Annotated in this window: 18 protein-coding genes and 1 pseudogene; 6 read left to right on the top strand and 13 right to left on the bottom strand. The window is 73.7% G+C overall.

Annotation, left to right across the window (positions count from 1 at the left end):
* Window positions 1–8: 8 nt before the first annotated feature.
* The 10 genes from HHX37_RS12570 to HHX37_RS12525 form a co-directional block, all read right to left on the bottom strand.
* A complete protein-coding gene (locus HHX37_RS12570; protein WP_182885488.1) occupies window positions 9–3,905 on the bottom strand; it encodes a bacterial transcriptional activator domain-containing protein in 3,897 nt (1,298 codons plus the stop codon).
* Window positions 3,902–4,303, bottom strand: coding sequence for a pilus assembly protein TadG-related protein (locus tag HHX37_RS12565; protein WP_182885487.1), 402 nt, complete (start codon window positions 4,301–4,303; stop codon window positions 3,902–3,904). The genes HHX37_RS12570 and HHX37_RS12565 overlap by 4 nt, the downstream gene beginning before the upstream one ends.
* Window positions 4,304–4,569: 266 nt before the next feature.
* Window positions 4,570–4,953 (bottom strand): TadE/TadG family type IV pilus assembly protein, encoded by a 384-nt coding sequence (locus tag HHX37_RS12560; RefSeq protein ID WP_165900496.1) that lies wholly within the window; start codon window positions 4,951–4,953, stop codon window positions 4,570–4,572.
* Window positions 4,954–5,024: 71 nt separating this feature from the next.
* Complete coding sequence (locus tag HHX37_RS12555; protein WP_310737959.1) at window positions 5,025–5,411, bottom strand: TadE/TadG family type IV pilus assembly protein; 387 nt, start codon at window positions 5,409–5,411, stop codon at window positions 5,025–5,027.
* 176 nt (window positions 5,412–5,587) lie between these two features.
* The gene (locus HHX37_RS12550; RefSeq protein WP_182885486.1) at window positions 5,588–5,830 is read right to left on the bottom strand and encodes a hypothetical protein; all 243 of its coding nucleotides are present in this window, start codon (window positions 5,828–5,830) and stop codon (window positions 5,588–5,590) included.
* Complete coding sequence (locus tag HHX37_RS36585; protein ID WP_310740344.1) at window positions 5,830–6,888, bottom strand: type II secretion system protein; 1,059 nt, start codon at window positions 6,886–6,888, stop codon at window positions 5,830–5,832. The genes HHX37_RS12550 and HHX37_RS36585 overlap by 1 nt, the downstream gene beginning before the upstream one ends.
* A complete protein-coding gene (locus tag HHX37_RS12540) occupies window positions 6,885–7,856 on the bottom strand; it encodes a type II secretion system F family protein (RefSeq protein WP_182885485.1) in 972 nt (323 codons plus the stop codon). Before HHX37_RS12540 ends, HHX37_RS36585 begins: the two co-directional genes overlap by 4 nt.
* Complete coding sequence (locus HHX37_RS12535; protein ID WP_111698300.1) at window positions 7,853–9,172, bottom strand: CpaF family protein; 1,320 nt, start codon at window positions 9,170–9,172, stop codon at window positions 7,853–7,855. Before HHX37_RS12535 ends, HHX37_RS12540 begins: the two co-directional genes overlap by 4 nt.
* 58 nt (window positions 9,173–9,230) lie before the next feature.
* Window positions 9,231–10,034, bottom strand: a complete 804-nt coding sequence (locus tag HHX37_RS12530; protein ID WP_307801657.1) for a MinD/ParA family ATP-binding protein — start codon at window positions 10,032–10,034, stop codon at window positions 9,231–9,233.
* A 1-nt stretch (window position 10,035) separates the two neighbouring features.
* A complete protein-coding gene (locus HHX37_RS12525; RefSeq protein WP_182879721.1) occupies window positions 10,036–10,719 on the bottom strand; it encodes a hypothetical protein in 684 nt (227 codons plus the stop codon).
* A 527-nt stretch (window positions 10,720–11,246) separates the two neighbouring features.
* On the opposite strand from HHX37_RS12525, the gene HHX37_RS12520 reads away from it, so the two are divergent.
* Window positions 11,247–16,187 (top strand): FtsK/SpoIIIE domain-containing protein, encoded by a 4,941-nt coding sequence (locus HHX37_RS12520; protein ID WP_182885484.1) that lies wholly within the window; start codon window positions 11,247–11,249, stop codon window positions 16,185–16,187.
* A 188-nt stretch (window positions 16,188–16,375) separates the two neighbouring features.
* Here the strand turns inward: HHX37_RS12520 and HHX37_RS12515 are convergent, their stop codons facing one another.
* The gene (locus HHX37_RS12515) at window positions 16,376–16,648 is read right to left on the bottom strand and encodes a WXG100 family type VII secretion target (protein ID WP_111698308.1); all 273 of its coding nucleotides are present in this window, start codon (window positions 16,646–16,648) and stop codon (window positions 16,376–16,378) included.
* Window positions 16,649–16,970: 322 nt separating this feature from the next.
* Between HHX37_RS12515 and HHX37_RS12510 the strand changes: the two genes are divergently transcribed.
* Complete coding sequence (locus HHX37_RS12510) at window positions 16,971–18,734, top strand: biotin carboxylase N-terminal domain-containing protein (RefSeq protein WP_182885483.1); 1,764 nt, start codon at window positions 16,971–16,973, stop codon at window positions 18,732–18,734.
* Window positions 18,735–18,883: 149 nt separating this feature from the next.
* On the top strand, window positions 18,884–20,287 hold the full coding sequence (locus HHX37_RS12505) for a hypothetical protein (RefSeq protein ID WP_182885669.1): 1,404 nt from the start codon (window positions 18,884–18,886) through the stop codon (window positions 20,285–20,287).
* A 205-nt stretch (window positions 20,288–20,492) separates the two neighbouring features.
* Here the strand turns inward: HHX37_RS12505 and HHX37_RS38170 are convergent.
* Window positions 20,493–20,723: pseudogene (locus HHX37_RS38170) on the bottom strand (CDP-diacylglycerol diphosphatase); the annotation flags it as partial.
* Window positions 20,724–20,996: 273 nt separating this feature from the next.
* On the opposite strand from HHX37_RS38170, the gene HHX37_RS12500 reads away from it, so the two are divergent.
* Window positions 20,997–22,283 carry a pentapeptide repeat-containing protein gene (locus HHX37_RS12500; RefSeq protein WP_182885482.1) on the top strand — a complete coding sequence of 429 codons (1,287 nt, stop codon included), beginning with the start codon at window positions 20,997–20,999 and terminating at the stop codon, window positions 22,281–22,283.
* A gap of 76 nt (window positions 22,284–22,359) precedes the next feature.
* On the opposite strand, the gene HHX37_RS12495 is transcribed toward HHX37_RS12500, so the two are convergent.
* A complete protein-coding gene (locus HHX37_RS12495; protein WP_182879717.1) occupies window positions 22,360–23,751 on the bottom strand; it encodes an NAD(P)H-quinone dehydrogenase in 1,392 nt (463 codons plus the stop codon).
* A 139-nt stretch (window positions 23,752–23,890) separates the two neighbouring features.
* Here HHX37_RS12495 and HHX37_RS12490 point away from each other — a divergent pair, with 139 nt between their 5' ends.
* Both HHX37_RS12490 and HHX37_RS12485 read left to right on the top strand, forming a co-directional pair.
* A complete protein-coding gene (locus HHX37_RS12490) occupies window positions 23,891–24,343 on the top strand; it encodes a gamma-glutamylcyclotransferase (RefSeq protein ID WP_138460432.1) in 453 nt (150 codons plus the stop codon).
* A gap of 83 nt (window positions 24,344–24,426) precedes the next feature.
* On the top strand, window positions 24,427–25,224 hold the full coding sequence (locus tag HHX37_RS12485; protein ID WP_396775474.1) for a purine-nucleoside phosphorylase: 798 nt from the start codon (window positions 24,427–24,429) through the stop codon (window positions 25,222–25,224).
* The last annotated feature ends 7 nt before the right edge of the window (window positions 25,225–25,231 follow it).

Genomic DNA, 25,231 nt, shown 5'->3' with positions numbered 1-25,231 from the left:
CGCTCCGCTCAGGCGAGACGTTGGGTTCGGAGATCGGGTGAGAGGGTGCGGCGCCAGTCGGGCAGCAACTCGTCGATGAGCGCCTCGGTCTCCGGGGCCATCCCACCGCCGTAGGGGTGGGAGGCCGCGCGGCGCACCAGGCCGTCGACGACCGCCCGCAGCCGGACCGGCTCCCCGGTCGCGTGCGAGGCGCGGAGCAGGTCACGCCACAACCCCTCGTCGTCGGCCGCGAGCAGCAACCCGGCGCGGGCCGCCGCGACCGCGCCGTACGGGTCGTTGCGCCGCAGCCTGATCTCGCACAGTTGGTGCGCCGCGTCCGCCACCCAGGCCGTCACGTCGTACTCCAGCGGGTCGGCCGCCAGCCAGGCGTACCGGTCCGGCGGCCTGCCGCTCAGCAGCGGCCCGCGCACCAGCCGCAACGCCCGGTTCAGCAGGTCCTCCTCGACCTCGCCCGAGGAGGACGTCCCGGCCCACTCGCTCGCCTGCCGTACGAGGTCCTGGAACAACCGCCAGTCCGTACGGATCTCCGGCCCGAGCCGCAACCGCCCGGACCGGTCGGCGAAGAGATGGGGACGCCCCTCGGAGTCGCGGCCGAGCCATTCGGCGACCCGGGCGATGGTGGCGTCGCGGACCGCGGTCTGCACGCCGCGCGGCCACAGCACCCCGGCCAGGACGACCGGATGCACGCCGTCGGGATGCGTGGCGAGGTAGACGACGAGTTCGTGGGCGAGGGCGGCCCGGCCCTCTTCGAGCGGATTCACCGGGCTGATCTCGATCGGGCCGAGGACGCGCACCTCGATGGCCGGCGGCTCCTCGCTGAGCCGCTCCGTCACGGGGGTGAGCGGCTCGCTCTCCTGCCGCAGCGCCGTCCGGAACAGGCCGACCACCGCGTCGTAGTGCCTGCGCGGCAGCAGGTGTGCCTCGATGTCCAGGCCCAGGGCGTCGACGCGGGTCCGCCCGCCGTCGGTGATGTCCCACTTCCAGGTGGCGTGCGGCACCGCGCCCGCGATCACGAAGCCGGTCGCCGTACGGGTGCCCTTGCCGAGCAGGGCCAGCCGGCGCGCCTCGTCCTCGTCGGGCCGGATGGCCGACAGCAGGTAGTGCGGGGTGTAGGCGGGATCGGCCACCCAGCTGTGCACACGGCCGGTGAGCACGTCGCCGTCGTGCCGGCCGCGCTCCTCGAACTCGGGCAGCACCTCGGCCAGGCTGCCCGCCGTCCTGATCCGCTCGGGCGCGAGCAGGGCGAGTTCCTCGCCGAAGCCGACGAGCGTGAGGCGCATGTCGTCGGACCAGCGGTTGGTGGCGAGTTCCACGGCGAGCGCGGACAGGGCGGCGACGGTGTGCGCGCCGGTAATCGCGATGATGCCGTGGGCGGCTTCCAGGTCGACCAGGACCCGGCCGCCCTGACCGGTGCCGAGCGAGACCAGTCCGGGGTAGGGCGCGGGCACCCCGGCGAGCGCGTGCTCGTCGATGCGGCGCCCCTCGTGGGCCGGGAGCCGCCAGACCTGCCCGCCGTCGCAGGCCTCCCACGGCTCGGGCGCGTCCTGCTCGGCCGGGTGGATCCACAGGTCGAGGCCCCGGCTGGACAGGTGGACGGCGTAGATGGTGGGCGGCCGCCTGCCGGAGTCGGCCAGCAGGCGGCCGAGCAGCCGCAGGCCGATGTCGAGCATCCGGCTGCCGGGGGCGTCGGCGCCGAGGCGGATGGCGACCTCGGCCTCGGCGGCGTCTCCGCGTGGCCGTGCGATCCGCCGCCCGAACGCCCTGCGCCACAGTTGCTCCCGCCGCCTGCGGCCGAGCAGGGCCAGCAGCCCGGCCGCCGCCAGTGACGACGCCGCGAGGTAGTCGGCGAGCACCGGCCCGCCCCGCTGCCCGTCCTCACCGGGCCCGTCCTTTTCGGGCCCGCTTCCGTCGTGGTCGCCGGCCGCAGCGGCGGGTGCGCCGTGGGCGTCGGCCGTCGGACCGGGCGAGGGGGCGGACGACGAGGCGGACGGGGACGCGGTTGCGTGGTGCCCGGGCGCCGTGGCCTCGGCGACGGGCCGGACATGCGTCCGAGGCTGCCCCTCCTCCCGCGCGGACCCCGCGCCGGGCTGGTCGGCCGCTCGCCCGGATGCCTGCTCGCTCGGGTGCTCGGTGGGTCGTGCCTCTCCCACAGCGGCCGGCTGGGCGGTGGTGGTCGTGATCGGCCGTGGCGTCCGTGACCCCTCGGCCGTCGCGTGCGCGTCCGGCGTCGAGGCCTTGCCGGTGGCGTGCGCGTCCGGCGTGGTGGCCTTGCCGGTGGCGTGCGCGTCCGGCGTCGAGGCCTTGCCGCTGTGTCCCGGCGAGTGCACGGCGGTGGGATCCTGCGGCATCGCGGGCGGTGGCAGCACGACCCCCGGCTTGCCCGGCTGAGGGGTCACCCTGCCGGGCTCGTGCCGTGCGTCGCCCTGATGCTGAGTGCCCTCCGGCCTCGGGGTGGCGGGCCCGGCCGTCGGCGGAGTGTGCCGCACGTTCCCGCCCGGCCCGGCCGGGGTGTCTCCCGAGCCCTGGTCGGGCAGCGTCGTGTCCCTTTCGCCACCGGCCGAGCCGCCGTGGGAACCGGTTCCGCCGGCCGAGGCGCGCGGGTCGGGCGTGGCGTGCGAGCGCTCCTGGGCGCCGCCGGCCGTGTTGTGGGGAGTGGGGCGGGGATGCGCGCGGACGTCGCCCTTGGTGTCCGCCTCCCCGGCACCGCCGCCGTAACGGGTGGTGCCGTCGAGTTCGGCGGGGGCGTTCCGGTGCTCCCCGAGGATCTCCGGCCGATCCTCGTCGACGGGCACGACGTGGACGTTCCTCGCGTCGTCCGGCATGTCGAGCACCCAGCCGGGGCGGATGAGGTCGGCCATGTGGAGGCGACTGCCGTCGGGCTGCTCCTTGTGCTGGTTCAGCTGGTAGATCTCCGGATAGCGGCGCCCGTCACCCAGGCACTTGTCCGCGATCTCCCAGAGGCTCTCGTGGTGACGCCCGTGCGGGGGCTGCACCACGTAGACCTTCTTGACCTCCCTGGCGTGCAGGGCCGGCCGGTCCGCTTCGGTCTGGGGCACCGGCGCGGACAACACGGTGGCGGCGGCGACCGTCTGCGGCTTGATCACGACGGGCGCGCCCGCGCGGGCGATGGGCACCACCGCGGCGGTCGCCGTGAACAGCAGCAGGACGGCGCCGACGAGGCGGTTCGCGAGCGCCTGGGTGCCGCCCGACAACGGCACGCGGGCCGGCATGCCGACCCGGCGCAGTCCCGCGTACACCTCGACGACCACGCACAGGAACAACTGCAACCAGGCCAGCCACACCAGCAGGACCAGGATCGCGATGACCGTTTCCGGGCCGACGTGGTCGGTGAACAGATCGAGGTTCAGCAGGTCGCCGCTGATCGGCGGCCCGGCCAGCCTCAGCAGCGCGTACGGCACGCCGCCCACCAGGCCCACGAGCGCGATGAACGCCCCGATGCCGGCGAACACGTCCTTCGCCCCGCGCCTGGGCCGCGGCCGCGCCGTCCGGTCGTCGCGCCAGTGCTCAGGGGCCCGCTGTGGTGCCAGCACGGACGGCATGCCCTCGGGACGCGGTCGCGGTCCCCGGCCGGGGTCCTGACGGACGGCCTGGTAGTAGTCCTGGCCGGGAGCGTAGCCGGACGACGGGCCGGACGACTGGCCGGGAGCCTGGCCGGACGACTGGCCGGGAGCCTGGCCGGACGACTGGCCGGGAGCGTGGCCGGACGACTGGCTGGACGACGGGCCGGGAGCGTAGCCCGCACGGCCGGGCACGCCGCGCGACGGCGCGGCGGCGCGGTCCGGCCACTGCGTCTGCGCCTGCACCTGCGCCTGGGTCTGCCCCTGTGTCTGCCCTGTGGCTTCGCGGGCGGAGTGCCGGCCCTGCGGTGTGGACCTGTCCGTCATTCCTCCCCCGGATCCGGTGCGGCCGTGGCCTCGGCCTCCATGTCGGAGCCGGCGAAGCCGAGCGCGGACAGGAAGAAGGCGTCCCAGTGGACCGCCACCCCCACCGTCACCTCCGCCTGGCCACCACCCACCGTGCATTCGGTCATGCGTACGCCCTCCGCGTCGCGGTCCGTGGTGATCTCCTCGGCCCGGCCGCACACCGCGCCGTCGTCGGCGAGCAGGCGCACCTGACCGGAGGCCCGCAGGATCTCCTCGTCGATCTGGTCGGCGGCGGCGCGGGCGGCCTGCTCGGCGATGTCGGCCGCCTTCAGCCGGGCGTTGATGGCCGCCCCGCCGTCGACGAGCAACCCGGCCAGCAGGAACACCGCCCCCGAGAACAGGACCACGAACACCGACATGGAGCCCCGCTCCGCCGCTCTCCGCCGTACGGCCCGGCGTGCCCGGCGTGCACGACGCGCGCCTCCACCCGGTGATCCCGGCCGCAGGGCGGCGCCCGGCGCCGGGCCGGAAGCCGGTGCCGAAGTGGAGCACGATGCCGGGGCACGGCCGGATGCCGAGGCGACAGCCGATGCGGTGACGGCCGGTGCCGAGGCGGCATTCGGCGCCGGAACAACGCCTGACGCGGGGGCGGCGGCCGGCGGGGCGGCGGGGCGGGAAAGAGGGATCATTCCTGCACCCTCCGGAACCGCTCCAGCGGCACGACCGAGGTGCCCGACATCCGCTTGGCCGCGCCGAAGCCGAGGACGGCCAGATCGAGCTCGCAGGTAACGGTGGCGCGGACGACCGCGAGATGGTCGTCGGTGCTCATCTCCCACTCGGTGCCCGACATGTCGACCTCCGGGGAGCACTCGCCGGAGAGGGCCGATTCGGCGGCCTCCTTGGCGGCCGACTCGGCCTCCGACCGCGTCCGCTGCACCGAGGCGGCCCGCGCGGCGTCACGCGCCGCCCCGTTGACCTCTCCCTGCGCCTCCACGATCCGGCCCGCCGCGACCAGGAACAGCAGGAACAGCAGGAAGAGCGGGGCGAGCATGACCGTCTCGGCCGTCATCGAGCCCCTCTCTCCTTTCCTGGCGAGACGTGGAGCCCGGGCGAGTCCTGGGGCCGGGGTGGAGCGGAGCGTCATTCGCACCCCTCCGAGCCGTCGTCCGGGCGGAAGCACTCGACGGGCCCGCCGAAGCGCGAGGTGATGTGGATGGCCATCTCGGGCAGCAGCGGCACCACCAGTACGGCGTCGCCGGTGACCTCGATGCCCCGCTGGTCGCCCTGCTCCCAGGCCTTCGCCTCGGCGTCGCGCAGCAGTTGCGGGCCGATCGCCTGCACGATCTGCCGGGCCTTGCCCTCCGCGGCGTCCTGCCAGCCGTCGGAGGAGCCCGCCGTCCTGGCGACGCGCGCGCCCTCCCGCGCGGCGGCGTCGGCGACCTGACGGCCGTGGAACCAGAGCGCGACCTGGACGATCAGGAAGACGACCACCAGCACGATCGGCATCAGGATGGCGAGCTCGATCACCGTCGCGCCCCGCTCACCACGCCGCTCGCCGCGCCGCTCACCACGCCCGCCACTCCGTCCGGGATCGGAGCGGCACGACACGTCATGCAGCCGTCCGGGACCGAGCCCGCACGGCTCAGTGGCACGCCGGGGACAGGGGCCGCGTGGCACGCGGCCGCGTCCGCCCTGCACCCTGGTCACCCGCCGCCGCCGGCACCACCACCGCCGCCACCGCCACCGCCGCCGCCGAAGCTGTTCTGGATGTCGGCCTGCCGTCCCTCGACCACCGACTTGATCAGCGTGGCCAGGCCCAGCGCGACCCCGGCGATGATGGCGGTGATGATCACCCATTCGACCGCCGAGGCTCCCCTGGACGGAGCGGTCCTGGCGCGGTCGAGCCGTACGTGGAGCACGGCGACCAGATAGTGAAACCAGAGCATCAGGCCCCCAACATCTTCATGGCTGCCGGAAAGGTAAGGAAGATCACAAAACCTGCGCACAGCAGGAGCTGGGCGACGAGCATGGACTGGGACCGCTCGCCCGCCTTGCCCTCGACCTCCGCGAGTTCGCGGCGGCGCAGGGTGGCGGCCCGTGCGGTGAGTGACGAGCGCACCTTGGCGCCGTCGTCGGCGACCAGCCCGAGGGCGGCCGAGAGGTCGCGCAGCTCGTCGACATTGATCTCGTCGCCGAGCTGGCCGAGCGCCTGCCACGGGGTGATGCCGACGATCCGGGCGTTCGCCAGTGCCTCGCGGATACGCTCCATGGCCCAGTTCGCGCCGGGGGCGGGCCCGGCCGCGTTCCCGGCGCCGCTCGCCCCACCGCTCACACCGCCGCTCACGATGCCGGTCGAAGCGCCGGCGACCGCGCCGCTCGAAGCGCCGTTCAGCGTCCCGTTGAGCGCGCCGGGCGCGGCGGCGGGGCTGCCGACGGAGACCGCCATCATCAGCGCCTCCGGGACGCCCCGGCCACCCGCGAGGTTCATCGCCACGAGGTCGAGGAAGGCCCCGACCGCGTGCCGGAAGTCCCGGCGCCGTACGGCGGCGTCCCGCTTGAGCTGCACGTCGGGCAGCAGGAAGAAGATCACGCAGACGATCAGGGCCGACCACAGCGGCACCTGCAGCGAGACCCCCCACTCCATCAGCGCCAGCCAGCCGACGAGCAGTGGGAACGCCAGCAGGCCGGAGACGCCCAGCAGCAGCTTCGTCGCCAGGAAGCCCTCGAACGACCTGCCGAGCAGCGCGAGGTCGGCCTTGACCGAGCGCGCCTCCCAGCCGCGGCTCTCGTAGAACCGGGCGAGCCGGACGCCGAGCGTACGGCGGAACTCGCTGACGTCCTCCTCCGGCGCGATCAGGGGAGCCCGCGGCACGCCCGTGCCGTCGCGGGCCTGGTCGAGCGCGGCGAGCCGGGCGAGCAGGCCGGGCCGGGGCGGGAACAGCGCCCGCAGCAACAGGAAGATCCCGAGCCCGAGCACCACCCCGGCGAGCACGGTGTTGATCACGGCGTCCTCCCTTCGGCCGCGAGACCACCGACGGTTCCTCCGGTGGGGACCGGCCGCGTCTGGGAGCGGGTCTGCGGCGGAGAGATCTCGGCCCGGGTGTGCGGGGCGAGGATCCGGGCGGGCTTGTCGAAGCGGGCGAGCCGCCGCATCCACGCGAAGCCCGCGCCGAACAGGCCGGCCACGATGACCAGCACGGCCTGGCCGAGCACGGAGTTGTACTCCTCCACGTAGGACCGGTTGAACACGACGAGCGCGCCGGCGAAGACGAGAGCGGTGCCGACGACGATCTGCACGCTCTTGCGGGTGGACCTGCGCTCGGCCTCGACCCGGCGGCGCATGTCCAGCTCCTCGCGGGCGGAGACCGCCAGGGCCGACAGCACGTCGCGCAGGCCCGGCCCGCGCAGCCGGGAGTTGAGGATCAGCGCCGCCACGACGAGGTCGGCCGAGGTGTCGTCCAGCTCGTCGGCGAAGATCCGCAGCGCGTCGGAGAGCGGCATCCTCATGTGCAGGCGGTCGACCATCGACCGCAGATGGGGTTGCAGCGTCGGCGACGCGGCCCGGATCGACGAGGGGATGGCCTGCTCCAGGCCGGCCGCGCCGGCGATCGTGTCCCGCAGCGACTCGGTCCAGGCCGCCAGGCCCTCCAGCCGCTTCATCGCGGCCCGCTCCTCCGCCGCGCCGCCGGTGAGTCCGCGCCAGGCGATGACCAGCAGTACGGCGCCTGCCGCGATGACCGGCCACCCCGTCACCACCAGGACCAGCACCCCCGTGATCAGGGCGACCGCCAGCCTGGTGGACAGCGTGCGCAGCAGCGCCGTCCGCTTCGCCCTGCCGTCGGGGGCGGCGGGCCGGGGACGCACGCCGTACAGGGCCAGGGCGAGCAGGAAGATCCCGCCGCCGGCCATGGCGCCGGGCAGCAGCACCAGCGGGTCGAGCAGGTCCGGGGGCACGGGCAGCAGGCCGCTCATCGCCACGCTCCCATCGCCGGGTCGTAGCCGTGGGCGGCCAGTTCGTCCGCGCAGGAGATCGGGGCGTGCGGCACCACGTAGCCGCCCGCCATCGCGAACACCTCTGAGGACAGCACCCGGCCGTCGCAGCCGGTGACCTCGCGCACGCTGGACACATAGCGGCGCAGCGTGCCGCCCCGGTGGTAGTCGTTGCGCTTCTCGATGAACACCACGAAGTCGATGGCCCCGGCGATGAGCATGTGGGTGGCCTCGATGGGCAGCCGCTCCACGGCCTGCAGCGCGTAGGTCGCGATGCGGTTGAACACCTCCATGCTGGAGTTGGCGTGGATCGTCGACAGCGACCCGTCGTTGCCCTGGGTCATCGCGTTCAGCATCGTGACGATCTCGTCGCCGAGCACCTCGCCCACGATCACCCGGGAGGGGTTCATGCGCAGCGAGCGGCGCACCAGCTCGGCCATCGTGATCTCCCCCTGCCCCTCGGAGTTGGGCAGGCGGTGCTCGAAGGCCACCACGTTCGGGTGCAGCTCGGGGAACTGGTCCAGCCCCAGCTCAAGGGCGCGTTCCACCGTGATGAGCCGCTCGGTCGGCGGGATCTCGTTGGCCAGCGCCCGCAGCAGCGTCGTCTTCCCGGCGTTCGTCGACCCGGCGAGCATGATGTTCTTGCGCGCCGCGACCGCGGCCGTGAGGAACCTGCCCACCTCGGGGGTGAGCGTGCCGTTCCCGACGAGGTCGGAGAGGAAGACCTTGCCGAGGCGGGACCGGCGGATCGACAGCGCGGGCCGCACGGTGACGTCCATGACCGCCGAGAGCCGCGAGCCGTCCGGCAGGCGCAGGTCGAGCTGCGGGTTCGCGGTGTCGAAGGGCCGCGACGAGAGGCCCGAGTAGGCCGCGAGGATCTGGATCAGCTCGACCAGCTCCTCGTCGGACTCCGCGACGGGATCGTGCATGATCTCCTGGCCGTCGGCGTAGCTGACGAACACCCGGTCGCACCCGTTGATGTCGATGTTCTCGACCTCGGGGTCGTCCAGCAGCGGCTGGAGGCGGCCGACGCCGAAGAGCGCGGCGTGGATGCCCGCCGCGAGCGCCTCCTCCTCCTCGGCGGTCGGCGGCGTGCGCCCCACGCCGATCTCGCCGCGCGCGAACTCCTCCAGCACCTGGGCGATCAGCGCCCGGGCGAACTGCCGTTCGTCCTCCCCCGACATGGGCGGCAGGCCGCTCGCCTGGTCCAGCCGCCGCTGGTGCGCCAGACGGTCGCCGACCTCCTGCCGGAACCGCTTCACCAGGCCGTGGTCCACGGTCCGCCGCTGGGCGTTCATGCCGCCCCCTCGCCGGGCCGCCCGCGGGAGCGTCCGGTGCGCCCTGCGGTCCGCGCGATCATGACCGCACCTCCGGGGCCCGTCGCGTGAACCGGCCGCCCGGCTGCCGCCGCGCCGCCTGCGAGTCGTCCTCGCCGCCCGCGAGGTGCGTGGCGAGGCGGGTGGCCAGCTCCCGCGCCGTACGGATCAGCATGCTGCGGTCGAGTTTGCCGCCCCACTGGCCGCGCAACAGTTCGGCGCCCTTCGGGTCGTGCGCCAGGCCGCCGACGAAGGCGACGTCCCAGCCGGACACGATGCGCCGGATCTCCTCCAGCGACGTGCGGTACGACCGGGGGTCGGCGATGACGACGACGCCGGCCTTGCGGCCGAGCAGCGACAGCCGCTCGCGCAGGTGGGCGACGTGGTCGAGGCTGGCCCGCGTGAACAGCACCACCAGGTCGGCCTCGGCCATGAGGTCGTTGATGGGGGCGTGCAGCCCGAGGCGGCCGCAGTCGGCGAGCACGTCGGCCTGCGGCAGGGCGGCGAACGCCCGGCCGAGCGGCCCCCACAGCCAGGTGAGGCCCGCCGCCTGCTCGCCGCTGGTCAGCCCGGCCAGCACGTCGAGACCGCCGACGAGCTTCTGCGTGTGCTCGTACACGAGATCGGTGTGGAGCCCGCGCCGCGCGACCGCGCCGAGGCTGAGCAGGCCGCGGCCGGGGTTGAGCACGCTCCCGTCGGCCCCGGGCAGGCGGTAGGCGAGGTCGCCGCCGGACGGGTCGCACTCGGCCAGCAGCACCGGGCGGGGCCACACCGCGCCGAGGGCCGTCGCCGCGGTGGTCACACCGGGCGCCCCCTTGTCGGCCGCGAGCACGATCAGCGCCACGTCACTTGACCCCCGGAAGCGAGATGAGGGCGATTTCCCCGCTGGAGGCGTACTGGGCGATGGTCGGCGCGATCGTGGTGTCGACGACGATCGTGACCAGCCCGCCGCCGGACCGTCCGGAGGAGATGCTCTCCACGCGGGCGGCGGTGGTCAGCACCTTCTGCTGGGCGGTGACGGAGCCGCGACCGGCCGTGGGCACGTAGACCACCTGGACGATCTCGCTCCACCTGAGGTCGCCGGGCATCTGTCCCGCCTTGAGCGAGAGGCCGACCTTGGCCTTGCCCGGCCCGACCTGGTCGCTCGAATTCGAAGTCATCTGCTGGGTGAGCAGCGTGCCCGGCAACAGCGTCACCGCGGCGTACGTCTTGGCCACCTCGTCCTTGTAGCGATAGGCGACGTAGTCGATGCCGGTGTCGGCGATCTGCACCTCTCTGAGGGCCGATGCCGGGATGCGCTGCCCGGCGCCCACCTGCTGGGTGATCTGCACGGCGGAGACGCGGTCGCCGCTGCGCATGACCAGAAGGGTGGTGGCCAGCGCGCCGCCCAGGATGAGGAGGACGGCGAGCGCGGCGAGGGCGGGCTTGCGCTCCCTCGGCGGGACGGGCAGTTTGCGGGAGGCCGGTCCGGACAGGCCGGGCCGGGCCGCCGCGCGAGCGTCCTGCGGCGTCTTCTCGCTGATCCTCATGGGTGGGGGACCCCCAGGATGACGGCGCCCCTTCTGTTTTCGGGCCGCTTGATTGTAATTACGGTCTTACCGTTGCTCCGAATTCACTCCATTATGGCCAGCTCCCGCCGCCATAAGTGGCGCGAAGTGGCGACCCATGCTTATCCGTTAGGAATACGCCTGTCAACGGGAGTCGATCTATCGCCATATCGACACAAGGCTTTACTATCCCGACATTTCGTGATAGTAACTGACCACTTCTTCCCCACTTGTCGCATGGTTCACAGCCGCATCTCGGGAAGCGCGGCCGGGTCCGCGCCGGGCATGTCTCCCGGTCCGTCACACGTACGCCGGATGACAGACGCTTTTACCTATTCCGGGAAACGCCCAGATGAGCGGCGGGCGCGCGGCTACGGTGTCCCGCGGGAGAGCGCCCGGACCCGAGGCGGCACCGGAGCGGACCTCGGGAAAGATCTTCACGGGACCGCCCCGGGATGAAACGCTTTCCGGAGTTCTCCGCCGCACCACCGCCGTCTGGGAGTCTGCGCATGCGGGTTACGCTCACCGTGGTCACCGAGCACGGCCGCCGGGACGTGCTGGTCGAGGGAGAGGGGACCGCCACGGTCGCCGCCCTCACCGGCGCGCTCACCGCCATGCTGGAGGGCGCGTCCGCCCGGCCCGCCAACGTCGTACGGCTGCCGCGCGCCCGCGCGCCGTACGACATGGACCGGGACCGGCCCGCCAGGCCCGCCGTCGGCCAGGAGACGAGGCTCTGGGTGGACGGCCGGCCGCTCGACCCCGACGCGGTCGTGTTCGGCCTGCTGCGCGACGGCGACCTGGTGGCCCTGGACGGTCACGCCGCGGCCGCCACGGTCACCGAGGAGCCCGGCGGCCCGGCGGAGTTGCGCGTGGTGGGCGGGCCCGGCGCGGGGGTGGTCCACCGGATCGGGCTCGGCGCGCACACGGTCGGCGCCGATCCCGCCTGCGCCATCTCCGTGCCCGACCCCGGGATGCCGCCGGTCGCGCTGGTCGTCAGGCTCGCCCTCGGAACGGCCACCGTGGAGCCCGCCGGACCGGCGTCCGCCCCCGGCGGCGAACCGGTCGCCAGGCTGGAGGGCGAACCGGTCACCGGGGCGGTCGAGTGGCCCGCGGGCGGCATGCTCTCCTGCGGCGGCTCCGTGCTGTCCCTGGGCCCCGTGCGGCCCCCGGACGCCCACCTCGACGCGCTGCAGGACGGCGGGCTCGCCTACAACCGGCCGCCGCGCCTGCAGCGGCCCGAGCGGCAGCGGCGGTTCACGGTCCCGGCCGAGCCGAAGCGGGGCGAGGGCATGCGGCTGCAGCTGCTGGCCGCGATGCTGCCGGCCGTCCTCGGGGTGGTCATGGCCCTCGTCACGCACACGTGGTACTACCTGCTGATCGCGTTCATGACGCCGCTCATCATGATCGGCCAGTGGGTGAGCGACCGCAGGCACGGCAGGAAGAAGCACCGCCAGGCGATCAAGGCGTACCGCGAGCGGATGGCCGCCTTCGAGGCGGAGGTGGCCCGCGCGGTGCGGCAGGACGAGGAGGCCCGCCGCCAGGGCGCTCCCGACCCCGCCGAGGTGCTGCTCACCGCGACCGGGCCGCGCCGCCGCCTCTGGGAGCGCCGCGTGCACGACCAGGACGCGCTGCGGCTGCGGATAGGGCTGGCCGACCTGCCCGCCGACCTGGAGTTCGAGCCGGAGACCGGCACTCCCCCCGACGCGGCCCGGCGGGAGCCGCCCGTCTGCCACGACGTGCCGGTCGCGCTCGTCATGCGCCGCCTCGGCGTCGCGGGCCTGACCGGGCCGCGGGAGGTGGCCCTCGGCTGCGCCCGGTGGCTCGTCGGCCAGGCCGCCGCCCTGCACAGCCCGCGCGACCTGGCCGTCGTGGTGCTGTCCGCCAACGCCGACGGCGCCGAGCAGTGGAGCTGGGTCCGCTGGCTGCCGCACTGCGCCCCGGACGCCGCCCGCGGGGGCGCCCTGTCGTCCGACTGCGCCGCGCTCGTCGGCGCCGACCCCGAGGCCGCCGCGCGCCGTGTCGCCGAACTCACCGCCCTGGTCGCCGAACGCCTCGACAGCGAGAACGGCTCCGGCCCCTACCCGGGGGCGCCACGCGGCGCCCGCCTGTCGGGCGGCCCGGCCGGCTGGGACGACCTGGGGCGCGGAGGCGGGAACCGGTCCGCCGAGCCGGCCTTCACGACCTACGACGAGCGGCCGTTCGACGTGCTCGTCGTGCTCGACGGCGCGCAGGTGCTGCGCGGCCTGCCCGGCATGCCGCAGGTGCTGCGGCAGGGACCCCGGGCGGGGGTCTACACGATCGCGATCGACGACGACGAGCGGCTGCTGCCCGAGGAGTGCGCGACGGTCGTGTCCTGCGACCCCGCCGGTGGCGTACGGCTCCACGGCGGCGGCCTCGACCCGATCACGGGCATCCGCGCCGACCGGGTCTCGCCGTCCTGGGCCGAGCGCCTGGCCCGCGCGCTCGCCCCGCTGCGTGACGTCAGCCGCGAGGACCCCTCGGCCGCCCTGCCCGACGCGGTCCGCCTGCTCGACCTGCTGGACGTCTCGCCCGACCCCGCCGCCCTCGCGGAGCGGCAGGGCCGTACGACCCGGGCCCTGATCGGCGTGGGGCCGGAGGGGCCGTTCGAGGTGGACCTGAGCAGGGACGGCCCGCACGCCCTGGTCGCGGGCACGACCGGCGCGGGCAAGTCGGAACTGCTGCAGACCCTGATCTGCTCGCTCGCCGTGGTCAACCGGCCCGACGAGATGACGTTCGTGCTGATCGACTACAAGGGCGGCGCCGCCTTCAAGGAGTGCGTACGGCTCCCGCACACGGTCGGCATGGTGAGCGACCTCGACGGCCACCTGACCCAGCGGGCCCTGTCGTCGCTGGCCGCCGAGATCCGGCGCAGGGAGCGCCTGCTGCTCGACGCGGGGGCCAAGGACATCGAGGACTACCAGCGGTCGCGCGGGGCCACCTGGGTCCTCGGCAGCGGCGGCGTCCGGCGGACGCGCGGCGGCGGGATCTTCGCCGCGCCGGTGCCGGAGAGCGCCGGCAGCAAGAGGGACCTGCCGCCGCTGCCCCGGCTCGTCCTGATCATCGACGAGTTCGCCGCGCTGGTGGCGGAGCTGCCCGACTTCGTGGACGGCCTGGTCGACATCGCCCGCCGGGGCCGTTCCCTCGGCATCCACCTGATCCTCGCCACCCAGCGGCCGGGCGGCGTGGTCACCGCCGACATCCAGGCCAACACCTCGCTCAGGATCGCGCTGCGGGTGACCGACGCCCGCGAGTCCGGGGACGTCATCGACGTGCCGGACGCCGCGCACATCTCCCGGGCGACGCCGGGCCGCTGCTACGTGCGGGCGGGCTCGGCCACGCCGGTCGCCGTGCAGACGGCCAGGATCGGCGGGCGGACCCCCCATGCCCGGGTCCGCGGCAACGGCGCGGCCGACGGCGGCGCCGAGGACGTGCGGGTGCTCGACCTGCCCTGGCCCGCCCTCGGCCATCCCCTGCCCGCCCCGCCCGCCCAGGCGGGGAGCGGCACCGACCTGGCCCTGCTCGTGGACGCGCTGCTGGAGGCCGGGAACGGGCTGCCCCGCCAGCCCAGTCCCTGGCTGCCGCCCCTTCCGGACCGGGTCGTGCTCGACGTCGAGGCCGCGGCGGCGGGACGGTCGGGGTCGTCGGTGAGGTCGTCCGTGAGGTACGAGGGGGGCGCCGGGGAGACCGGCTCCGGGAGCGACCCGCTCGACGGCGGGGCGCTGGCATCGGCGCCGCCGTACCGGCCGGGGATCGAGGAGGTGCCGCCGCTGCCGTTCGGCGTGACGGACCTGCCCTGGCGGCAGGGCCGGCGGGCGCTCGCGCTCGACCCGCGCCACGGCGGCCACCTGCTGATCGCGGGCGGCGCGCGCAGCGGCAGGTCCAGCGCGCTGCGGACGATCGCGGGGTCGATCGCGGCCGGCGCCTCCCCCGAGGACGTGCACGTCCACGCCGTCGACTGCGGGTCGGGCGCGCTGCTGCCGCTCGTCGCGCTGCCGCACTGCGGCGCCGTGGTGACGCGCGACCAGATGGACCGGGTGGAGCGCCTGCTGACCCGGCTACGCGCGGAGGTCGGGCGCCGTCAGCACCTGCTGGCCGAGGCGGGATACGCCTCGCTCGCCGAGGCGCGGGCCGCCGCCAGGTCCCGGACCGACACCAGGCCGCTGACGGCCCGGGACCGTTCGGGTGTGGGGGCGCTGCCCTGGATGGTGCTGCTGCTGGACCGCTGGGAGGGGTACGTCGCGGCGTTCGAGAACTACGACTACGGGCGGCTGGTCGACGCGTTGCTGCAACTGCTGCGGGAGGGACCGGCCGTGGGGCTGCGCGCCGTGGTCACCGCCGACCGGTCGGGCCTGATCGGGCAGATCTCCACCGTCTTCGACGACCGGCTGGTGCTCCGGCTCGCCGATCCCGCCGACTACGGACTCGCCGGGCTGCCCGTACGCAACCTGCCGACCTCCATGCCGCCGGGCCGGGCCCTGTCGGTCGGCGACCACGGCCTGGTGGAGAGCCAGGTCGCGCTGCTGGGCGACGACCCCTCCGGCCCCGCGCAGGTGGCGGTCCTGCAGGATCTCGCCCGTACGACCGCGGCCAGGTTCGGGGGCACGACCGGGGGCACGACGAGCGGCGGGACCGGCGGCGGGACGGACGACGGGGAGGCGGGCCGCGCCTGGGTCTGGCCGTCGGAGCCCCCGCTGCGGGTGGACGCCCTGCCGATGCGCATCACGGCGGAGCAGGCGATGGACCTCGCTCCGGCGTTCGAGCCGCCGTCGGCGCTGTGGGCGCTGCTCGGCGCGGGAGGCGACGCGCTCACGCCACTGGGCGTGGACCTGCAGGGCCAGGGCCCGGCGGCGGTGATCGCCGGACCGCCCCGCTCGGGCAGGTCGTCCACACTGGTCACGGCGGCACGCTCACTGCTTGCCCGGGGCACGCCGGTGCTCGTCGTGACCCCGCGCCGCAGCCCGCTGCGCGACCTCGCCGGGGCATCCGGAGTGCTCGCCGTGCTGGACGGCAACGCCAGAAGCGTGACCGGGGGCGGCGCCGACGAGTTCGGCGGCCTGCCCGGCGCGCTCGATCCGCTGGCCCTGGTCGCCGGGCACGAGCGTTATGTGGTGGTCGTGGACGACGCGGAACTGATCTCGCCCGACTCGCCGCTCGGGCTGGCCCTGGACGAGATCCTGCGCACCGGCCGGGACGGCGAGCACGGCCTGCTCGTCGCGGGGGCCACCGGCGACCTGGCGACGGCCTACCGGGGCTTCGCGGCCGAGGCGCGCAAGGGCAGGACCGGGCTGCTGCTCAACGTGCAGAGCCCGGCCGACGGGGACCTGTTCACCGTGCGGCTGCCGCGTGGCGCCGTGGGCGGGCCTCCCGGGCGGGGCCTGCTGGTCATCTCGGGCACCGCGACCCCTATCCAGTGCGCCGTCCCCCAGTGACCCCGTGCCGTGCGTGACCCTGTGCCCGACCCTGTGCCGGACGTCGTGCCGGACGCCGCGTGGGCGGCGTCCGGCGGTGTGACGAGGATGGCATTTCAGGTCTTTCCTGGCCCGAAGGCCGTCCTTTTTCGCGAATCGCCGGACGCCTCGTCAGCCGAGGCGCCCGGCGAGAGATCGTGCGGATTTCGTCAGCGGGTGGCGGACTCGATGTTGCCGCGGTAGGTGGTGATGACCCGGGAGGCCTCGTTGAGCTCTTCCGCCATTCGCTGGAACGCCGTGCGGTAGCTCTGCCAGGCGTCGTGGAAGCGCTGCGCGCCGGGGCCGGTCCAGGCGGTGCCGACCTTGGCCGCCTCACGGTCGAGGGCGGCCATCGTGGTGCGAACCTGGTCCGCCTGCTGGCTGAACTGCGCGGCCATGCCCTGCATCTCCGCGGGGTCGCCGCCGAGCAAGCTGTTACTCATTCAGTCACTCCTCCATCGACAAAGGGGCCGCCCTCACCGTAAAACGCATGTCAATCCTGTGAAGACCTTATGCCGAGCGGCTATATCGGAAGGCCAGGAGAATGTGGCTTTTCTGGTAGTTATTCCTCTTGGGCCGGGCCTTGCCAGGAGGCCCGCCGGGAGCCTGTGCGGCCGCGCGCCCTCCGAAGGGGGACGACTCCGGCGCCCCCTGAAAATTCCTGCCCGGCGTAGGTCAGGGGTGCCCCTGGGGCCCCCGGCGACGAGGCGGCACCTCTACACTCCCAGGCAGGGTTCGCGAGCGCTGAAGGGAAGGGACATCCCGGTGCAAAAGGTCCTGATCGCCAATCGTGGCGAAATCGCCGTACGGATCGCCCGGGCGTGCCGGGACGCCGGCCTGGCCAGCGTGGCGGTGTACGCCGACCAGGATCTGGACGCGTTGCACGTGCGGGTGGCCGACGAGGCGCACGCGCTCGGCGGGCAGAGCCCTGCGGAGACGTACCTCGACATCGCCAAGATCCTGGCGGTGGCGGCGAAGACCGGCGCGGACGCCGTCCATCCCGGCTACGGCTTCCTCGCCGAGAACGCGGCCTTCGCCCAGGCCGTGCTCGACGCCGGTCTGATCTGGATCGGCCCGCCGCCCTCGGCGATCGACGCGCTCGGCGACAAGGTCCAGGCCCGGCACATCGCGCAGCGCGTCGGCGCCCCGCTCGTGGCGGGCACCCCCGACCCGGTGTCCGGTGTGGACGAGGTGGTCGAGTTCGCCGGGCGGCACGGCCTGCCGATCGCCATCAAGGCCGCCTTCGGCGGCGGCGGCCGCGGGCTCAAGGTCGCCCGGACGATGGAGGAGATCCCCGACCTCTACGAGTCGGCCGTACGTGAGGCGGTGACCGCCTTCGGGCGCGGCGAGTGCTTCGTCGAGCGCTACCTCGACCGGCCGCGCCACGTCGAGACCCAGTGCCTGGCCGACCGGCACGGCAACGTGGTCGTCGTCAGCACCCGCGACTGCTCGCTCCAGCGCCGTCACCAGAAGCTCGTGGAGGAGGCCCCGGCGCCGTTCCTCACCGACGAGCAGCTCGACCTCCTCTACTCGTCGTCGAAGGCCATCCTGCGCGAGGCGGGGTACGTCGGCGCCGGCACCTGCGAGTTCCTCGTCGGCCAGGACGGCACGATCTCCTTCCTGGAGGTCAACACCCGGCTCCAGGTCGAGCACCCGGTGACCGAGGAGGTCTCCGGCATCGACCTCGTCCGCGAGATGTTCCGCATCGCCGACGGCGAGCCGCTGGGGTACGACGACCCGGTGCTGCGCGGCCACTCGATCGAGTTCCGGATCAACGCGGAGGACGCGGGCCGCAACTTCCTGCCCGCGCCCGGCACGCTGACCTCGATGCGCGTCCCGTCCGGGCCGGGCGTACGCCTGGACGGCGGCTACGAGACCGGGATGAGCGTCCCGCAGGCGTTCGACTCGCTCGTGGCCAAGCTGATCGTGACCGGGGCCACCCGCCGGCAGGCGCTGGAGCGGGCGCGGCGGGCGCTGGCCGAGTACGAGATCGGCGGCATGCCGACCGTGCTGCCGTTCCACCGGGCCGTGGTGGAGGACCCCGCCTTCGCCGGCGAGCCCTTCTCCGTCCACACCCGGTGGATCGAGACCGAGTTCGTCAACGACATCCCGCCGTACGAGGCGACGGCGGAGGCCTCCGGCGAGCCGGCGGGACGCGAGCGGATCACGGTCGAGGTCGGCGGCAAGCGACTGGAGGTCGTGCTGCCCGCGGGGCTGGGTTCGTCCGGCCTCGGGGCGGACCGCCCCGAGCCCAGGAAGGCGGCGCCCAGGCGGTCCGGCGGGAGCGGCGCGAAGAAGGCCGCGGCGAGCGGCGACGCGCTCGTCAGCCCGATGCAGGGCACGATCGTGAAGGTCGTCGTCGCCGACGGGGACACCGTCGAGCCCGGCGACACGGTCATCGTCCTGGAGGCGATGAAGATGGAGCAGCCGCTGACCGCGCACAAGGGCGGCACGGTCACCGGCCTGGCGGCCGCCGTCGGCCAGACGGTCACCGCCGGGACCGCGCTCTGCGAGATCAAGGACGCCTGACCCGGCCCGCGATCACGGCGCGGAGCCGGGTGACGACCGCACGGTGACCGTGCGGTGTGGTGCGGCGATGGGGAACGATAGTTTCCTGTGGAGGAACCATCGCGCCCTGCCGTTCGTCCAGTAGGGCGAAGGAGGCATAAGCCGTGACCATGAAATCACCGCTCGGACGGGCAGGGGCCGCCCTGGCGGCTCTGTTCGCCGGGCTCTTCATCTCGCTCGCGCTCGCTCCGGCCGCGAACGCGGCGGCTCCGCCGGACCCGGCCACGGTCGTGGCGTCATGGAAGAACAGCAGTAATCCGCTCTTCGTCCAGCCCGGGTCGCCGCTCTCGTCCGACCAGCAGAGCAAGATCCGCAAGGAGCTGGAGGACTCGAAGGCCAAGATCTACATGGTCGCGCTCCCGGACGGCACCGTGACCACGGCCCAGGTGAGCACGTACATCCCGCAGCTGATGACCGAGCTCGACAAGGCCGGGCGGTCGCGGGCGACCGTGGTCCTGCTGGACGGCATGAGCCTGTTCGCCGGCTCCAACGACCTGCCGAAGAACGCCGCGGGAGCGCTGGCCCGGCTGTCCACCAACGCCAACAGCGACGTGGTCAGCGGCATGCAGGACTTCGTCAACCGGGTGAACCTGGTGCACGAGGGTGATGTGAAGGGCGCCCGGGGCACTGGTTCCACCGTCGGTGGTGGAGGCGGCTCGGGCGTGCTCGTCGGCATCCTGGGCGTGGCCGTAGTGGGAGGTGCCGGTTTGTGGATCATCGGACGCCGCAACAAGCGCAAGCGCGAGGAGCGCGAGGCCGCCGAGCTGGCCGCCGTCAAGCAGACGGTCGAGGAGGACGTCACCAAGTTCGGTGAGGAGATCACCGCGCTCGACGTCGACGTCAAGATGCTCCCGCAGGCGGAGACGACGGGCGACTGGCAGCGCGCGCTCGACTCCTACGAGCGGGCCAAGACCGAGCTGGACGGGATCAAGCGGCCCGAGGACCTGCGTACGGTGACCTCGACGCTGGAGGACGGCCGCTACGCGCTGGCGTGCGTCAAGGCGCGGGTGAACAACCAGCCGCTGCCCGAGCGGCTCCCGCCGTGCTTCTTCAACCCCCAGCACGGCCCGTCGGTGCGCAACGTCCGCTGGGCGCCCCCCGGCGGCGCGGTGCGCGACGTCCCCGCCTGCGCGGCCGACGCCGAGGCGGTGGAGCGCGGCTTCGACCCGCAGATGCGCGAGGTCGTGGTGAACGGCCACCGCAGGCCCTACTGGGACGCCGGGCCCGCCTACCAGCCCTACGCGTACGGCTACTACGGCGGCTTCGGCGGCGACCTGCTGACCGGCATGCTCGTCGGCACCATGCTCGGCAACGCCTTCGGCGGCTGGGGCTACGGCGGCTACGGCGCCGGCTACGACTCCGGATACGCGGCGGGCGTCGAGTCCGGCGGCGGCAACGACTGGGGCGGCGGCGACTGGGGCGGCGGCGGTGGCGGCGACTTCGGTGGCGGTGGCGACTGGGGCGGCGGCAGCGACTTCGGCGGAGGAGACTTCGGCGGCGGCGGCGACTGGTAACGCCTGACGCGACATCGGACACGACCTCGGAAGGGGGCGGACCACGACGGTCCGCCCCCTTCGTCGTCGGAGACGTCCGGGAAGCCGTGCCATATGGATGTGCAACTGGTCGAAATTCCTGATCGCCTTCGAGTTGATCCCCAGCCCCCCCCGGGGTGGGAACCACGGTGGGAGTCTGGGTGGCGTAGTAGTCGGCGGCGCTCCAATAGTTCGGCGCGCTGCTACCGCAGATCCAGGAACACTCGATACCGCTGATCCGCTCGGTGGGGACGAGAATGTAGTCGACGTATCCCTTCTTGCTCTTGGCACCGCCCATCACCACGTAGTCGGCGTGGTTCTGCAGACAGGTGTTGTTGCTGTGGCACTTCTGACTGCGCTGCCAGAGAGAGTCCGAGTCGGAGGTCCTGCCGCACTCCTTGGGATCAGGCCCCTTCACCAGGCTCGGCGGAGGCACCGCCAGGGCCTTCCCGGCGTCGGCGAGAAGGCCCGCACCCGCCAGCACGCCGGCGCCCGCCAGGCCGGAGAACTGGATGAACCGGCGTCGAGTCAGCTCGCTCGCCTCGTCGCCCGCCCGGCGATTATCGTGGCATGAACCCGCGTCCCGCCCGAGTCGAAGCGGCCGTCGTCGCCCGTGAGACACCGTCAGCGACTTGCAAGCGGACGTAAAGAGCGCGTGGGAGACTCGGGGCGTTCCCCCAGGAGGCCCCCCTTGCGCCGTTTCGTCCCCCTCTTCGTCGCCGTCCAGGTCCTGTCGCTCGCCTTCCTGCTCGCGGCCCTCTTCCCGTCCCCGGCGGACGCCGCACCCGTTCCGTACGCGGCTGGCGCGACGACGGCGGGTGCGCCGTGCACGCCGGGCAGCGGCGTCAAGCTCCGGGGCAGGGACCTCACCGAGGGCGGCACCCTCCCCGCCAACCTGCGGTGCGCCGACCTCACCGGCGCCAAGCTCGACGGGGTGGATCTCACCGCCAAGGACCTGACCGGAGCCGTCCTCCGCAAGGCGTCGCTGAAGGAGGCCGACCTCGGCCAGGTCCATCTCGACTACGCCGACCTGCGCGGGGCCGACCTGTCGGACGCGGACCTCGGTCAGTTGCGGGCGAGGAAGGCGGACCTGCGCGGAGCGATCCTCACCGACGCGGACGCCGTCCAGGCCGAGTTCCCGCACGCCGACCTGACGGGCGCCGTCCTCACCCGGGCCGTGCTCACGCAGGCCGACCTCACCGACGCCACGCTCGTGGACGCGGACCTCAGAGACGTGACGCTCGGCCAGGCCAAGGCCCGCAAGGCCGACCTCACCCGGGCCAAGGCCGGCGGGGCCAAGCTCGGCCAGGCCCACCTGGAGCACGCCGTGCTCAGGAACGCGGACCTGTCGGAGGCGGAGTTCACCCAGGCCGAGCTGGACGGCGCCGACTTCCGGGGAGCCGACGTCGGCAAGGCGTCCTTCATCCAGGCGAGCGACGTGAACCTCACCGGCGCCCGCGGCACGCCCGTGAACCTGCCGGACGACGCCGTGGCGCCCGGCCGGACCGGCGATGCGGAAGAGGACGCCCAAGTCGGCGTGGACGACGTCGTAGGCGACGACACCGGCGACGATCCCACCCTACGCCCGGGCGGCACGCGGGGCCCGTCACCGGCGGTGATCCTGGTCGTCGTGAGCGGGCTCGGGCTGATCCTGACGCTGGGCATGTGGGGCGTCGCGCACCGGCGCAGGCAGCGCTTCGCGGCGGAGATGGCGGTGGTCAGGCACGCGGCCGAGGAGGACGTGACCCGCTTCGGCGAGGAGATCGACGCCCTCGACTTCGAGATGAAGATCAACCAGATCAGCGGCCCGTCGCAGGAGTGGCGGGCGGCACTCGACGCCTACGAGGCGGCCAAGCAGGCACTCGGCCTCGCCCGCACGCCGTACGAACTGCGGGCGGCGGGCGTGACCGTGGCGCGGGGACGGGAGGCCCTGCGGCAGGTGCGGTCCCGGCTGCCCCACACGGGCGGAAGCCACTGAGCCTCGACGCGCTCAGACGCCGGGCCGCTCAGACCCCAGGCCGCTCAGACCCCAGGCCGGTCAGGTGCCGGACCGGTCAGATGCCGGCGGTCAGGGGCGACATGAGGCGGCGGGCCGCCTCGGTGATCGAGCCGGACAGCGACGGATAGACGGCGAACGTGTGGGCGAGCTGGTCCACGGTCAGGCGGTGCTGCACGGCCACCGACACCGCGAGGATCAGCTCCGAGGCGCGCGGGGCGACCACGACGCCGCCGAGCACGATGCCGGTGTTGGGCCGGCAGAACAGCTTGACGAAACCGTCGTTGAAGCCCTGCATCTTGGCCCGGGCGTTGGTGGCTAGCGGCAGCTTGACCACGTTCGCCTCGATCTCGCCTGACTCGATCTGCCGCTGCGAGATACCCACCGCGGCGATCTCGGGGTCGGTGAAGATGTTCGAGGCGACCGTGGCCAGCCGGATCGGCTGCACGGCCTCGCCGAGCGCGTGCCAGACCGCGATCCTGCCCTGCATGGCGGCGACCGAGGCGAGCATCAGGACGCCCGTGCAGTCGCCCGCGGCGTACACGCCCGGGGCGGAGGTCCTGGAGACCTTGTCGACCTCGATGAAGCCGCCCCGGTCGAGCCGCACGCCGTTGTCCTCCAGCCCGAGCCCGGAGGTGTTGGGCACCATGCCGACGGTCATCAGACAGTGGGTGCCCTCGGCCGTGCGGCCGTCCTCCAGCGTGACGACGACCCCGTGCTCGGTGCGCTTGACGGAGGCGGCCCGCGAACGGCCCATGACGTTCATGCCGCGCCGCCGGTAGACCTCTTCGAGCACCTCGGCCGCGTCGGCGTCCTCGTTGGGCATCATCCGGTCGCGGGAGGAGACCAGCGTGACCTCCGACCCCAGCGACTGGTAGGCGCCGGCGAACTCCGCGCCGGTGACGCCGGAACCGACCACGATCAGGTGCCCCGGCAGCTCCTCCAGGTCGTAGAGCTGCCGCCAGCTGAGGATGCGCTCGCCGTCCGGCTCTGCCCCGGGCAGCACCCGGGGGTGGGCGCCGGTGGCCACGATGACCACGTCGGCCCGGATCGTACGGTCGCCCGCGCGGACCACCTGGGGATCGACCAGCCGGCCGCGGGCGCGGATGACCTCGACGCCCTCGGCGGCCAGCCGGGCGGCGATGTCGCCGGACTGCGCCAGCGCCAGTTCCTTGACGCGCTTGTTCACGTCGATCATGTCCACGGCGACGCCGCCCGCGTCACCGTCGAGGCCGCCGTCGAAGCGGACCCCCACGGAGGCCGCGTCGAGGAGCGCCTGCTTGCGGGCGGAGGTGGCGATCAGGGTCTTGGACGGCACGCAGTCGGTGAGAACGCACGCCCCGCCGGGCCCTTCCTCCTCCACCACGGTGACCCGCGCCCCCAGTTGCGCGGCGACCAGGGCCGCCTCGTATCCGCCGGGGCCGCCACCGATGATCACGATCCTTGTCACATGCTCCATTGTCCCGCATCCTGGCTACGTATTCCCGGCGAGGGCCGCGTAACGGGTCAACTACTCGTATTTCTCTCGCCACATCCCATGCGCGCGCTACCCGTCCAACTTCGGCGATCTTGGATTAGGCTTGGGTGCCGTGCCTGTTTACGCGGCCTACGGCAGCAACATGGACCCCAAGCAGATGGCGGAGTGGGCGCCCCACTCGCCCATGCGAGGAACGGGGTGGCTCCCGGGCTGGCGGCTCACCTTCGGCGGCGAGGACGTCAGCTGGGAGGGCGCTCTCGCCACGATAGTCGAGGATGCCGACGAGCAGGTATTCGTGGTCCTGTACGACGTGCCGGAGTGGGACGAGCCGTCCCTCGACCGGTGGACGGGCACCGACCTCGGCCTCTACCGCAAGGTGCGGCTCCGCGTCGCGACCCTGGAGGGCGACGTGCTCGCCTGGTCGCACGTGCTCGACTCCTACGAGGGCGGCCTGCCCTCGGCGCGCTACATCGGCATCCTCGCCGACGCCGCGGAGAAGGCGGGGGCTCCCGACGACTACGTCACGGGGCTGCGCAACCGCCCCTGCAAGTCCCTCGGCGACTGACTCCGTCCGCGGCGGCGACCCGAGCGACAGAACGGCAGGTGGAGCCGCCGGACTCCGTCATGCCCTTCTGTACGCTCAGCAAAGTGACCCCTTATGACCTGGCGGCCGAGGCCGCGACCACGTTGAGGAACCTCACCGGCATCCCCTCCTTCGACGCCGCCCTCGTCATGGGCTCGGGATGGGTGCCGGCCGCGGACGCGATCGGCGAGACGGTCGCCGAACTCCCGGTGACGAAGCTGCCCGGGTTCACCCCGCCCGCGGTCGCCGGGCACGCCGGCACGGTACGCGCGGTGCGGACGGCGGCCGGGCTCAACGGGCTGATCTTCCTGGGGCGCACGCACCTGTACGAGGGGCGCGGCGTGGACCCGGTGGTGCACGGCGTCCGTACGGCCGTCGCGGCCGGGGTGCGCACGGTCGTGCTGACCAACGCGGCGGGCGGGCTGCGCCCGGAGACCCAGAAGGTCGGCGACCCCGTGCTCATCGCCGACCACATCAACCTGACCGGGAGCAACCCGCTCGTCGGCGCGACGTTCGTGGACCTGACCGAGGTGTACTCCAGGCGGCTGCGGGACCTCGCCCGCGAGGTGGACCCCTCACTGGCCGAGGGCGTGTACGTGGCCTTCCGCGGCCCGACGTACGAGACGCCCGCGGAGATCCGCATGCTGCGCACGCTCGGCGGCGACCTGGTGGGCATGTCGACCGTGCTGGAGGCGATCGCCGCCCGGGAGGCCGGGGCCGAGGTGCTCGGGATCTCCCTGGTCACCAATCCCGGCGCGGGCCTGGCGGACGAGCCGCTCAACCACGAGGAGGTCCTGGAGGTCGGCCGCGCCACCGCCGCCCGGATGGGCGTCCTGCTCGCCCAGGTCGTCGACAAGCTGTAGGGAGCAC

This window comes from Microbispora sp. H10885 (assembly GCF_014161415.1).
GTDB classification, from domain to species: Bacteria; Actinomycetota; Actinomycetes; order Streptosporangiales; family Streptosporangiaceae; genus Microbispora; species Microbispora triticiradicis.
The sequence above is the reverse complement of the archived record's forward strand: the minus strand, read 5'-3'. Positions and strand labels throughout refer to the sequence as shown.